A 13,777-nucleotide genomic window follows, 5' to 3' on the forward strand; every position below is an offset into this window, starting at 1 on the left:
TGGTTCCTTTTTTAACCATATAACCAAAGTTATGTTCGGATCTTATAACAGATCGCTTCATTCTCGGCGTGGGTATGACAAAATAGCGGTTTTGTGTTGGCTTGTGGAGTCGCCCGTGCAGGATCGCAATTTCGATGACATTGCTGAAAAGTTTTCGCGCAATATTTACGGCACCACAAAAGGCCAGCTGCGCCAGGCGATCCTCTGGCAGGATCTGGAGCCGCTGCTGGCGCAGCTGGGGCCGGGGCCGCTGAGGGTACTGGATGCCGGCGGCGGCGAAGGGCAAACGGCCATTAAAGTGGCGCAACTGGGCCATCACGTGACGCTGTGCGATCTCTCCGCTGAAATGGTGGCCCGCGCCCGCCAGGCTGCTGTCGATAAAGGTGTGATCGACAACATGCATTTTGTACAATGCGCGGCTCAGGATATTGCGCAGCACTTGGAAAGCCCGGTCGATCTGGTACTGTTTCATGCGGTGCTGGAGTGGGTGGCGGAGCCCCAGGCGGTGCTGCGTACCCTGTGGTCGACGCTGCGTCCTGGCGGCGGCTTGTCGTTGATGTTCTACAATGCTAACGGCCTGCTGATGCACAATATGGTTGCCGGTAATTTCGATTACGTACAACTGGGCATGCCAAAAAAGAAAAAACGCACGCTGTCGCCGGACTATCCGCGTGAGCCGCAGCAGGTTTATCACTGGCTGGAAGAGATTGGCTGGCAGATTGTCAGCAAAACCGGCGTGCGGGTGTTTCATGATTATCTGCGTGAAAAACGCCAACAGCATGACAGCTATGCGGCGCTGCTGGAGCTGGAGACGCGCTACTGTCGTCAGGAGCCGTACCTCAGCCTGGGCCGTTATATTCATGTCACCGCGCTTAAGAGCCAGGCTCATAGCCGCAGATGCAAGGATAAAGTATGAGTGAATTTTCCCAGACAGTCCCCGAACTGGTTGCCTGGGCCAGGAAAAATGATTTTTCTATCTCGCTGCCGGTCGACAGACTCTCTTTCCTGCTGGCGATCGCCACCCTGAATGGCGAACGGCTGGAAGGGGAAATGAGCGAGGGAGAACTGGTGGATGCGTTCCGCCACGTGAGTGATGCGTTTGAGCAGACCAGCGAAACCATCAGCCAGCGCGCCAATAACGCCATCAACGATTTGGTGCGCCAGCGTCTGCTGAACCGCTTTACCAGCGAAATTACCGAAGGCAATGCAATCTATCGTCTGACGCCGTTGGGGATCGGGATCACCGATTATTATATCCGGCAGCGCGAATTTTCGACGCTGCGTCTCTCGATGCAGTTGTCGATCGTCGCCGGCGAGCTGAAGCGCGCGGCGGATGCTGCGGAAGAGGGCGGCGATGAGTTTCACTGGCATCGCAACGTTTTTGCCCCGCTGAAGTATTCGGTAGCGGAAATTTTCGACAGCATCGACCTGACGCAGCGCATCATGGATGAGCAGCAGCAGCTGGTGAAAGACGATATCGCGCAGCTGTTGAACAAAGACTGGCGCGCGGCGATTTCCAGCTGTGAACTGTTGCTGTCGGAAACCTCTGGCACCCTGCGTGAACTGCAGGATACGCTGGATGCGGCGGGGGATAAGCTGCAGGCGAATCTGCTGCGCATTCAGGATTCGACCATGGCGCGCGACGATCTCCATTTTGTCGACCGGCTGGTGTTCGACCTGCAAAGCAAGCTCGACCGCATCGTCAGCTGGGGCCAACAGGCGATTGACCTGTGGATCGGCTATGACCGCCACGTGCACAAGTTTATCCGTACCGCTATCGATATGGATAAGAACCGCGTCTTCGCCCAGCGTCTGCGCCAGTCGGTACAGACCTATTTTGATGAGCCGTGGGCGCTGACTTACGCCAACGCCGACCGTCTGCTGGATATGCGCGACGAGGAGATGGCCCTGCGCGATGAAGAGGTCACCGGCGAGCTGCCGGCGGACCTCGAATTTGAAGAGTTTAACGAAATTCGCGAGCAGCTGGCGGCGCTGATCGAAGCGCAGCTGGCGGTCTATAAAGAGAAAGGAATACCGCTGGATCTCGGCCTGGTGGCGCGGGAGTTCCTGGCGCAGTATCCGCGCGGGCGTCACTTCGACGTGGCGCGGATCGTCGTGGATCAGGCGGTACAGCTGGGCGTCGCCCAAGCAGATTTCACCGGACTGCCAGCCAAATGGCAGCCGATTAATGATTACGGAGCCAAGGTACAGGCGCATGTCATTGACAAATATTGAACAAGTGATGCCGGTTAAGTTGGCGCAGGCGTTAGCCAATCCGTTATTTCCGGCGCTGGACAGCGCCTTGCGCGCGGGCCGACATATCGGCCTCGACGAGCTGGATAATCACGCATTTTTGATGGACTTCCAGGATTATCTGGAAGAGTTTTACGCTCGCTATAACGTCGAGCTGATCCGCGCGCCGGAGGGGTTTTTCTACCTGCGCCCGCGTTCCACAACCCTGATTTCACGCTCGGTGCTGTCCGAACTGGATATGATGGTGGGCAAAATTCTTTGCTATCTCTATCTCAGCCCGGAGCGCCTGGCAAACGAAGGAATTTTCACCCAGCAGGAGCTGTATGACGAGCTGCTGACCCTGGCGGATGAATCCAGGCTGCTGAAGCTGGTCAACAACCGTTCCACCGGTTCGGATCTGGACCGTCAGAAGCTGCAGGAAAAAATGCGCGCGTCGCTAAACCGCCTGCGCCGTCTGGGGATGGTGTGGTTTATGGGCCACGACAGCAGTAAGTTCCGCATTACCGAATCGGTATTCCGCTTTGGCGCCGATGTACGCGCCGGCGACGACCCGCGCGAGGCGCAGCGCCGCCTGATCCGCGACGGGGAAGCGATGGCCCTGGAAAATCACCTGCAGCTCAATGATGAGAATGAAGAGAACCAGCCGGATAGCGGGGAGGAAGAGTAATGATTGAACGCGGTAAGTTTCGCTCGCTGACGCTGGTTAACTGGAACGGCTTCTTTGCCCGGACCTTTGATCTTGATGAACTGGTCACCACCCTCTCCGGGGGGAACGGCGCCGGTAAGTCGACGACCATGGCGGCCTTCGTCACGGCGCTGATCCCCGATTTAACCCTGCTGCACTTCCGTAACACCACCGAAGCGGGGGCCACCAGCGGCTCACGCGATAAAGGCCTGCACGGTAAGCTGCGCGCCGGCGTCTGTTACTCAGTGCTCGACGTTATCAACTCCCGCCATCAGCGCGTGGTGGTCGGCGTGCGCCTGCAGCAGGTTGCCGGGCGCGATCGCAAAGTCGATATCAAGCCTTTCGCCATTCAGGGGCTGCCCACCTCTATCCTGCCGACCCAGCTGTTAACCGAAACGCTGAACGATCGCCAGGCGCGCGTAGTCAGTCTCAATGAGCTGAAAGACAAGCTCGAGGCGATGGAAGGGGTCCAGTTTAAGCAGTTCAACTCGATCACCGAGTATCATTCGCTGATGTTCGATCTGGGCGTGGTGGCGCGCCGTCTGCGTTCCGCCTCCGACCGAAGTAAATATTATCGCCTGATCGAGGCCTCGCTATACGGCGGGATCTCCAGCACCATTACCCGCTCGCTGCGCGACTACCTGTTGCCGGAAAACAGCGGCGTGCGTAAGGCATTCCAGGATATGGAAGCGGCGCTGCGGGAAAACCGCATGACTCTCGAGGCGATCCGCGTCACCCAGTCCGATCGCGATCTGTTCAAACATCTGATTAGCGAAGCCACCAACTACGTGGCGGCGGACTATATGCGTCACGCCAACGAGCGGCGTATTCATCTTGATAAGGCGCTGGAGTATCGTCGCGATCTCTTTACCTCGCGTTCGCAACTGGCGGCGGAGCAGTATAAGCACGTCGACATGGCGCGCGAGCTGCAGGAGCATAACGGCGCAGAAGGCGATCTGGAAGCGGATTACCAGGCCGCCAGCGATCACCTGAACCTGGTGCAGACCGCGCTGCGTCAGCAGGAAAAAATCGAGCGCTACGAAGCGGATCTCGACGAGCTGCAGATCCGTCTGGAAGAGCAGAACGAAGTGGTGGCGGAAGCCATCGATCGCCAGGAAGAGAACGAAGCCCGCGCCGAGGCCGCCGAGCTGGAAGTGGATGAGCTGAAAAACCAGCTCGCCGACTATCAGCAGGCGCTTGACGTGCAGCAGACCCGAGCCATTCAGTATCACCAGGCGCTGCAGGCGCTGGAGCGCGCGAAGGCGCTGTGCCATCTGCCGGACCTGACGCCGGAGAGCGCCGACGAGTGGCTGGAAACCTTCCAGGCGAAAGAGCAGGAAGCGACGGAGAAAATGCTGTCGCTGGAACAGAAAATGAGCGTGGCGCAAACCGCGCACAGCCAGTTTGAACAGGCCTACCAGCTGGTGGCGGCGATTAACGGCCCGCTGGCGCGCAATGAAGCCTGGGACGTGGCGCGCGAATTGCTGCGCGACGGCGTGAACCAGCGCCACCAGGCCGAGCAGGCGCAGGGGCTGCGCAGCCGCCTCAACGAGCTGGAGCAGCGCCTGCGCGAGCAGCAGGACGCCGAGCGCCAGCTGGCTGAGTTCTGCAAACGCCAGGGCAAACGCTACGATATCGACGATCTGGAAACGCTGCATCAGGAGCTGGAAGCGCGCATCGCTTCGCTGGCCGACAGCGTTTCTAACGCTCAGGAACAGCGCATGACCCTGCGCCAGGAGCTGGAGCAGCTGCAGTCGCGCACTCAGACGCTGATGCGCCGGGCGCCGGTCTGGCTGGCGGCGCAGAATAGCCTTAACCAGCTGTGCGAGCAGAGCGGCGAGCAGTTTGAATCCGGCCAGGAGGTTACCGAATACCTGCAGCAGCTGCTGGAGCGCGAGCGCGAAGCTATCGTTGAACGTGACGAGGTCGGCGCCCGCAAGCGCGCCATCGACGAAGAAATCGAGCGTCTCAGCCAGCCGGGCGGTTCGGAAGATCCGCGCCTCAACGCGCTGGCGGAACGGTTCGGCGGCGTTCTGCTGTCCGAGATCTACGATGATGTTAGCCTTGACGATGCGCCGTACTTCTCCGCGCTGTACGGTCCGTCGCGCCATGCCATCGTGGTGCCGGATCTGTCGCAGGTAGCCGAGCAGCTTGAAGGGCTGGAAGATTGTCCCGAAGATCTCTATCTGATCGAAGGCGATCCGCAGTCCTTTGACGATAGCGTATTCAGCGTGGACGAGCTGGAAAAAGCGGTGGTGGTGAAGATTGCCGACCGCCAGTGGCGTTATTCGCGCTTCCCGTCGCTGCCGCTGTTTGGCCGCGCCGCGCGTGAAAACCGCATTGAAACCCTGCATGCCGAGCGTGAATCGCTGTCCGAGCGTTTTGCGACCCTGTCGTTTGACGTGCAGAAAACACAGCGTTTGCATCAGGCCTTTAGCCGCTTCATCGGCAGCCATCTGGCGGTGGCCTTCGAGGACGATCCGGAAGAAGAGATCCGCAAACTCAACAGCCGCCGCGGCGAGCTGGAGCGCGCGCTGAGCGCCCATGAAAGCGATAACCAACAGAACCGCGTGCAGTATGAGCAGGCGAAAGAGGGCGTGTCGGCGCTTAACCGCCTGCTGCCGCGCCTGAATCTGCTGGCGGATGATACGCTGGCCGACCGCGTGGACGAGATCCAGGAACGTCTGGATGAAGCGCAGGAGGCCGCGCGCTTTATTCAGCAGCACGGCAATCAGTTGGCGAAGCTGGAGCCTATTGTTTCGGTGCTGCAGAGCGATCCGGAGCAGTTTGAGCAGCTGAAAGAAGATTACGCCTATGCGCAGCAGACCCAGCGCGATGCGCGCCAGCAGGCTTTTGCCCTGGCGGAAGTCGTCCAGCGCCGGGCCCACTTCAGCTACTCCGATTCGGCGGAAATGCTCAGCGGCAACAGCGATCTCAACGAGAAGCTGCGCCAGCGCCTGGAGCAGGCGGAAACCGAACGCAGCCGCGCGCGCGACGCGATGCGTGCCCATGCGGCGCAGCTTAGCCAGTACAATCAGGTGCTGGCCTCGCTGAAGAGCTCGTATGACACCAAGAAAGAGCTGCTTAACGATCTGTATAAAGAGCTGCAGGACATTGGCGTGCGCGCCGATGCCGGCGCGGAAGAGCGGGCCCGTGCGCGTCGCGATGAGCTGCACATGCAGCTGAGCAATAACCGCTCCCGTCGCAATCAGCTGGAGAAAGCATTGACCTTCTGCGAAGCGGAAATGGACAACCTGACCCGCAAACTGCGCAAGTTAGAGCGCGATTATTGCGAAATGCGCGAGCAGGTGGTGACCGCCAAGGCGGGCTGGTGCGCGGTGATGCGCCTGGTGAAAGACAACGGCGTCGAGCGTCGTCTGCACCGCCGCGAGCTGGCCTATCTTTCCGCCGACGAGCTGCGCTCCATGTCGGATAAGGCGCTCGGTGCGCTGCGTCTGGCGGTCGCTGATAACGAACATCTGCGCGACGTGCTGCGTATCTCGGAAGATCCGAAGCGTCCGGAGCGCAAAATTCAGTTCTTCGTTGCCGTCTACCAGCATCTGCGCGAGCGTATCCGCCAGGATATTATCCGCACCGATGATCCGGTGGAAGCGATCGAGCAGATGGAGATTGAGCTCAGCCGCCTGACCGAAGAGCTAACAAACCGCGAACAGAAGCTGGCCATCAGCTCCCGCAGCGTGGCCAACATTATTCGCAAAACCATTCAGCGCGAGCAGAATCGTATCCGGATGCTCAATCAGGGATTGCAGAGCGTCTCCTTCGGCCAGGTCAACAGCGTGCGTCTGAACGTCAATGTGCGTGAGACCCATTCGATGCTGCTCGATGTGCTCTCCGAGCAGCATGAACAGCATCAGGATCTCTTCAACAGCAACCGCCTGACCTTCTCGGAAGCGCTGGCTAAGCTCTATCAGCGCCTGAATCCGCAGATCGACATGGGGCAGCGCACGCCGCAAACTATCGGTGAAGAGCTGCTCGACTACCGCAACTATCTGGAGATGGAAGTGGAAGTTAACCGCGGCTCCGACGGCTGGCTACGCGCGGAGTCCGGCGCGCTGTCCACCGGGGAAGCGATCGGTACCGGGATGTCGATTCTGGTGATGGTCGTCCAGAGCTGGGAAGATGAATCCCGCCGGCTGCGCGGCAAGGATATCTCGCCTTGCCGTCTGCTGTTCCTCGATGAAGCGGCGCGTCTCGATGCCCGCTCCATCGCCACGCTGTTCGAGCTGTGCGAACGTCTGGAGATGCAGCTGATTATCGCGGCGCCGGAGAACATCAGTCCGGAGAAAGGCACCACCTATAAACTGGTGCGTAAAGTGTTCAATAATCACGAACACGTCCACGTGGTGGGGCTGCGCGGGTTTGCCGCGCCGCTGCCGGAAGCGCTGCCGGGAACGGCCGACGCCTCCTGAGGCTGCGGCAACATTCTGGCGGCTAAGCGGTGAAGAGGGCAACGTTAAGTTGCCCTTTTTTTCTATCCAGCCCGGTATGCCAGGGTGGTATAATCTTTAAACTTCTTTACATTAGGTAAGGCAAAAGCCTTTTCGTCTTTATATACTGAAAAAGAGCCCCAATTTTGTGGGCTGCAATGTGTGACAACAGGGGGCAAGGGATGTTGCTAAAGAAACGGTATGGTCGTCCATTGTCAGCGCTCAGCCTGAGCCTGGCACTGGCATTTGCTCCGCTGTTCAATGTCCAGGCCGAAGAGCCTGAAGTCGTACCCGGCGACAGTTCCGCGACGCCCGCTGAGGTCTCTGTCGCGCTGGCGCAAAGCGATGGGCAATCGCCGGCGGTCGCGAAGCTGGCCGGTGAGCAGCCGCTGTCGATGGCGACGGCGGCAAACAGTCGCGCCCAGATCGAGGCGCTGTTGCCGGCAGGGTATAAACCCGTCTTTATGAATCCGCTGGTGTCGCTGTACGCCGCCAGGGATATGAAACCGATGTGGGAAAACCGCGAGGCGGTGCAGGCGTTCCAGCAGCAGCTGGCGGAGATCGCCATCGCCGGTTTTCAGCCGCAATTTACCACCTGGGTCAGTCTGCTGACCGATCCCGCCGTCAGCGGCATGGCGCGCGATGTGGTGCTGTCGGACGCCATGATGGGCTATCTGCACTTTATCAGCGGCATCCCCACCCAGGGGACCCGCTGGTTGTACAGTTCAACGCCGTACAAGATGGCGACCCCGCCGCTGTCGGTGATTAACCAGTGGCAGCTGGCGCTGGACAATGGCTCCCTGCCGGCGTTTATCGCCGGCCTGGCGCCGCATCATCCGCAGTATGAAGCCATGCATCAGTCGCTGCTTGCGCTGGTGGCTGATTCTCGCCCGTGGCCGCAGATGACCGGCAGCGGCTCGCTGCGCCCCGGCGAATGGAGCAATGATATCGGTGCCCTGCGCGAGATCCTCCAGCGTACCGGGATGCTGGACAATACCGCCAATATCGTTCTGCCTGGCGATGTGGTGAGCCCGTCGGCGAAGAAAAAGAGCAAACCCGCGGCGCGCGGCGTGTACGATCGCCAGCTGGTGGAGGGGGTTAAGCGCTTCCAGGCGATGCAGGGGCTGGGGGCGGATGGCGTCATCGGCCAGTCGACTCGCGACTGGCTCAACGTCTCTTCCGCGCAGCGCGCAGGGGTGCTGGCCCTGAACATTCAGCGTTTACGCTTACTGCCGGGCAAACTATCCACCGGCATTATGGTCAATATTCCGGCGTTCTCGCTGGTCTATTACCAGGACGGCAGCCAGGTGCTGGCCTCGCGGGTGATTGTGGGGCGTCCGGACCGCAAAACGCCAATGATGAGCAGCGCGCTGAATAACGTGGTGGTCAATCCTCCGTGGAACGTGCCGCCAACCCTGGCGCGCAAAGATATCCTGCCGAAGGTGCGTAACAATCCAGGCTATCTGGAGCAGCATGGCTACACCGTGATGCGCGGCTGGAACAGTAAAGAGACCATCGATCCTTATCGGGTTGACTGGTCGACCATCACCGAGAACAACTTACCGTTCCGCTTCCAGCAGGCGCCCGGGGCGCGTAACTCGCTCGGACGCTACAAGTTCAATATGCCGAGCTCCGATGCTATCTACCTGCACGATACGCCGAACCATAATCTGTTCCAGAAGGATGTTCGTGCGCTCAGTTCCGGCTGTGTGAGGGTGAATAAGGCTTCGGAGCTGGCCAATATGCTGCTGCAGGATGCGGGCTGGAATGACTCGCGTATTTCTGATGCCCTGAAGCAAGGGGACACGCGCTATGTCAATATTCGGCAAAATATACCGGTGAATTTATATTACTTAACGGCGTTTGTGGACGCTGATGGACGTACACAATATCGAACAGATATTTACAATTACGATATCACCGCGCGATCCAGCGCACAAATTCTGACGAAAGCTGAACAATTAATCAGGTAAATGAAGTAGTTCAATGGATTTTGTTGTCCTAGCACTGGGTAAAAAAGGGCGCTGCTCCTCTGCAGCGCCCGATTTTCCTGGGGTGAGGCTGCCTTGACGTTGGCAATAATGCCCGGTAAGGTGCCTTTCGTGCGCCAGAAGTGCATATACATATCATTCCGCTCAATGCGTGGCGCGGTCAGCGCGAACGCTCTCTTTTGCCGGGCTGCATCACGGCTGTGGCGAGCGATGGCGTGCTGAGGTTCAGCATCGCGCAAGGCGGAAAAAGTATATAACGATTCATTGACTGTAGACCTGATTATCATGGACAAATTTGACGCTAATCGCCGCAGATTGCTGGCGTTGGGTGGTGCTGCGCTGGGTGCTGCCGCCATTCTCCCTGCGCCGGCATTTGCCACCCTCTCGACCCCCCGTCCGCGTATTTTGACGCTGAATAACCTGCATACTGGTGAATCACTCAAGGCGGAGTTTTTCGATGGCAGAGGCTATATTCAGGATGAATTAGCAAGACTTAACCATTTTTTCCGTGATTACCGCGCGAATAAAATTAAGTCCATCGATCCAAATCTGTTCGATCATCTTTATCGGTTGCAGGGACTACTTGGCACCAACAAACCTGTCCAGCTTATCTCTGGCTATCGTTCCCTCGATACCAATGATGAGCTTCGCGCACGAAGCCGTGGTGTAGCAAAACACAGCTATCACACCAAGGGGCAGGCAATGGATTTCCATATTGAAGGTATTTCGTTAAGCAATATTCGCAAAGCGGCGTTATCTATGCGCGCAGGTGGTGTAGGATATTACCCACGTAGTAACTTTGTGCATATTGATACCGGTCCCGTAAGGCACTGGTAACGAAAGGAGCGTCATGAACTATCGTATTATTCCGGTTACCGCGTTCGCGCAGAACTGTTCTCTTATCTGGTGCGAACAAACCCGGCTGGCGGCGCTGGTCGATCCTGGCGGCGATGCTGAACGTATCAAAGCGGTGGTGACGGAGGCTGGCGTCACGCTGATGCAGATTCTGCTGACGCATGGCCACCTCGATCACGTCGGCGCCGCTGCGGAACTGGCGGAGCATTATGGCGTGCCGGTTATTGGTCCGGAAAAAGAAGATGAGTTCTGGCTGGAAGGCTTACCGGCGCAAAGCCGGATGTTCGGCCTGGAGGATTGCCAGCCGCTGCGTCCGGATCGCTGGCTCAATGAAGGCGATGTGGTTAATGTAGGGAATGTGGCGCTGCGGGTGCTGCACTGCCCAGGTCATACGCCGGGTCATGTGGTCTTCTTTGATGACGCTTCCCGACTGCTTATTTCCGGGGATGTGATTTTCAAAGGCGGAGTGGGGCGCAGTGATTTTCCACGCGGCGACCATGGGCAGCTGATCGCTGCCATTAAGGATAAGCTGTTGCCGTTGGGCGATGACGTGACCTTTATTCCCGGCCATGGTCCGCTGTCGACGCTGGGTGAGGAACGCCGCAACAACCCGTTCCTGCAGGATGAGATGCCGGTCTGGTAACCCACCTGACGCGAACATAAAAAAGGCCGCATTCGCGGCCTTTTTCTTGATATCGAATAATATTGCTTACAGCACGGCGACGATGGCTTCGCACAGCGGCGCCATGTTGTCAGGCGTCATGCCGGCCACGTTGATACGGCCGGACGCGACCGCATAGATGGCGAACTCTTCACGCAGACGCAGCACCTGCTCTTTCGTCAGGCCGCTGAACGAGAACATACCGTTCTGTTTGCTGATAAAGCTGAAGTCGCGGCTCGCGCCTTTCTCCTGCAGGGTGTTGACGAACAGCAGTCGCATGCGCTGAATGCGCTGGCGCATATCGGTCAGCTCCTGCTCCCAGATCGCCCTCAGCGCATCGTTGCTCAGAATGGTCGCCACCACGGACGCGCCGTGCGCAGGCGGGTTGGAGTAGTTAGCGCGGATCACCGACTTCATCTGGCTGAATGCGCGGTCTACAGTCTCCTGATCGGCGGCGACCAGAGTGCAGGCGCCGACGCGCTCGTTGTACAGGCCAAAGTTTTTCGAGTAGGAGCTGGCGACCAGCAGCTCTTTATGCAGAGCAGCAAAGGCGCGCAACCCTTCAGCATCTTCTTCCAGGCCGCGGGCGAAGCCCTGATAGGCGAAATCGAACAGCGGCAGCCAGCCTTTCTCGACCGACAGCTGCGCCAGCGTCTGCCACTGATCGAGCGTGGGATCGATACCGGTCGGGTTGTGGCAGCAGCCGTGGAACAGTACCACGTCGCCCGCCTGGGCTTCGTTCAGGCTGGCAAGCAGACCATCAAAGTCCAGCGCGTGGTTAGCCGCGTCGTAGTAGGCATATTCACGCACTTCCAGCCCGGCGGAGGTAAACACACTCTTATGGTTTGGCCAGCTCGGGTTGCTTACCCACACGCGTTTCACGTCGGTGTTTTTGGCGAGGAAGTCTGCGGCGACGCGCAGTGCACCGGTACCGCCCGGGGTCTGCGCGGTGCGGGCGCGTTTATCGGCGATAATCGCATTGCCTTTACCGAACAGCAGCTCCTGGGTGCAGCGACCAAATTCAGGAATACCATCGATGCCCAGATAGTTTTTAGTCGTTTCATTTTCCAGCAGGTACTGCTCTGCTTTTTTGACGCTGGTCAGAACGGGGGTTTTACCAGTTTCATCCTTGTAAACACCAATTCCGAGGTTAATCTTTTCAGGGCGGTCATCGGCACGAAACAGATCGGCCAGACCTAAAATCGGGTCGGCTGGGGCGGCGGTAATGTTCTCAAACATGACGAGGTTCCATTGTGATTACTGAAGGGAAATCCGCTATCAGGTTAACGGGAGAACAACGAATTGCCAACCGTTTGCGACAAAAAGCGCGAAGGTTTTCGAAAGATACGATCTTTGCCTCACGAATAGAGAAAAGCAGGACCGAAGTCCTGCTCTGAAGGCATATCACGAAGGGGTGTACTGCAAATTAGAACTGGTAAACGATACCCACGGCCGCCTGGTCGTCGGTCGCTACGCCAGCTTCACGCGTATAAGCGTTGTCGTCCAGTTGGTTGAACTTGTACGCCGCATAGACGTTCATGTTCTTGTTGAAGTAGTACCAGGTACCCACTTCGACGTATTTAACCAGATCCGCATCGCCGCCGGAGAAGCCGCCGCGCGCCTGCAGGTCTTTGCCTTTGGTCTGTACGTAGCCGATGGACGGACGCAGGCCGAAGTCGAACTGATACTGTACAACGGCTTCGAAGTTCTGGGTTTTGCCAGCGAAGTAGTTACCCTGGTTTTCCGGGGTCATGTTGTAAGTCTGGGAGTACATGACGGCCGCGTAAACGTTGTTGGCGTCATATTTTGCAGAGGTTGCCCAGGCTTCGGCTTTGTCGCCATTGCCGTCAGCTTTCTGATCTACGCTACGGTTGGAACCGGAGTAGCCAGCAGACAGCGCAATACCGTTGTCGAACGCGTAGGTCGCCGCGGTGCTGAAGCCGTCGCCATTCTGCTTGTGAATCGAACGGTCGTGGTCGTTTTTACCCTGGTACTGCAGCGCGAAGCTCAGGCCGTCAACCAGACCGAAGAAGTCAGAGTTACGGTAGGTTGCCACGCCGTTGGTACGGCCGGTCATGTAGTTGTCGGTGTAGTTCCAGCCGTCGCCGCCCCATTCAACCAGCATATCGGTTGCTGCTTCGACGTCGTAGATTGCGCCGTAGTTACGGCCGTAGTCGAATGAACCATACTCGCCCGCTTTCAGACCTGCGAACGCCAGACGGGTTTTGGTCGGCTGGGAACCTTCAACGTTGGAGGCGTCCATGTTGTATTCCCACTGACCGTAGCCGGTCAGCTGATCGTTGATCTGGGTTTCGCCTTTCAGGCCGATACGGGCGTAGGTGGTATCGTCGCTGCTGGTGTCGCCATTGGTGGTCCAGACGTGCTCGCCGACCATTTTTCCATAGAAGTCCAGTTTGTTGCCGTTTTTGTTATAGATTTCTGCAGCGTTAGCTGCACCGGCTACCAGCAGGGCAGGGATCACCACTGCCAGAATATTGCGCTTCATCATTATTTATTACCCTCATTAATATTTTTTATATGAACACGTGCCACTGCCGTCAATAAGTTCTGTCAATAAAAACTTACAGAACCATTGATGAGAGTTTGGTGTCTGAAGGCATCTTTCCATCCGCGACAACGTTTCGCTAGCCGGAAAATGCTACTAATATCTCATATGAGTAACAAAACGAAAAAACATGTAACTAAATATGTATTTTTGGGAACTTTGTGAACTTAATCAAAATTCCGTTCCACATGGTGAGGTAAATCGCCCTTCCATATCTATCTATATGAAATATTTATGATTAATTTGGATAAAGGTAAATTTGCTCATTTTATGTGTTGAATTCGCCTTCTTTTTATTCAGCCTTTGTCTTGGCAAGAT

Annotated in this window: 9 protein-coding genes; 7 read left to right on the forward strand and 2 right to left on the reverse strand. The window is 57.5% G+C overall.

The window, feature by feature from the left end:
* Positions 1-115: 115 nt before the first annotated feature.
* From cmoM to GQR96_RS08460, 7 genes are all read left to right on the forward strand, one after another.
* Complete coding sequence (cmoM, locus tag GQR96_RS08430) at positions 116-916, forward strand: tRNA uridine 5-oxyacetic acid(34) methyltransferase CmoM (protein ID WP_017899447.1); 801 nt, start codon at positions 116-118, stop codon at positions 914-916.
* On the forward strand, positions 913-2,235 hold the full coding sequence (mukF, locus tag GQR96_RS08435) for a chromosome partition protein MukF (RefSeq protein WP_002898189.1): 1,323 nt from the start codon (positions 913-915) through the stop codon (positions 2,233-2,235). The genes cmoM and mukF overlap by 4 nt, the downstream gene beginning before the upstream one ends.
* A complete protein-coding gene (gene mukE, locus GQR96_RS08440) occupies positions 2,216-2,920 on the forward strand; it encodes a chromosome partition protein MukE (RefSeq protein ID WP_004150840.1) in 705 nt (234 codons plus the stop codon). Before mukF ends, mukE begins: the two co-directional genes overlap by 20 nt.
* Positions 2,920-7,368 carry a chromosome partition protein MukB gene (gene mukB, locus GQR96_RS08445; protein ID WP_023320073.1) on the forward strand — a complete coding sequence of 1,483 codons (4,449 nt, stop codon included), beginning with the start codon at positions 2,920-2,922 and terminating at the stop codon, positions 7,366-7,368. Before mukE ends, mukB begins: the two co-directional genes overlap by 1 nt.
* A 200-nt stretch (positions 7,369-7,568) precedes the next feature.
* Positions 7,569-9,359, forward strand: a complete 1,791-nt coding sequence (gene ldtD / locus GQR96_RS08450) for a L,D-transpeptidase (protein ID WP_004201402.1) — start codon at positions 7,569-7,571, stop codon at positions 9,357-9,359.
* A 303-nt stretch (positions 9,360-9,662) separates the two neighbouring features.
* On the forward strand, positions 9,663-10,214 hold the full coding sequence (locus tag GQR96_RS08455) for a YcbK family protein (RefSeq protein WP_004201403.1): 552 nt from the start codon (positions 9,663-9,665) through the stop codon (positions 10,212-10,214).
* A 13-nt stretch (positions 10,215-10,227) separates the two neighbouring features.
* Entirely contained in the window at positions 10,228-10,875 is a 648-nt protein-coding gene (locus GQR96_RS08460) for an MBL fold metallo-hydrolase (protein WP_004201404.1), read from the forward strand.
* 66 nt (positions 10,876-10,941) lie between these two features.
* Here the strand turns inward: GQR96_RS08460 and GQR96_RS08465 are convergent, their stop codons facing one another.
* Together GQR96_RS08465 and ompK35 are read right to left on the reverse strand one after the other, a co-directional pair.
* Positions 10,942-12,132, reverse strand: coding sequence for an amino acid aminotransferase (locus tag GQR96_RS08465; RefSeq protein ID WP_017899450.1), 1,191 nt, complete (start codon positions 12,130-12,132; stop codon positions 10,942-10,944).
* A gap of 187 nt (positions 12,133-12,319) precedes the next feature.
* Entirely contained in the window at positions 12,320-13,402 is a 1,083-nt protein-coding gene (gene ompK35 / locus GQR96_RS08470) for a porin OmpK35 (RefSeq protein WP_004201406.1), read from the reverse strand.
* Positions 13,403-13,777 lie beyond the last annotated feature (375 nt).

The sequence above is a fragment of the Klebsiella sp. PCX genome (genome assembly GCF_021869705.1).
In the GTDB taxonomy this organism is placed as follows: Bacteria; Pseudomonadota; Gammaproteobacteria; order Enterobacterales; family Enterobacteriaceae; genus Klebsiella; species Klebsiella quasipneumoniae.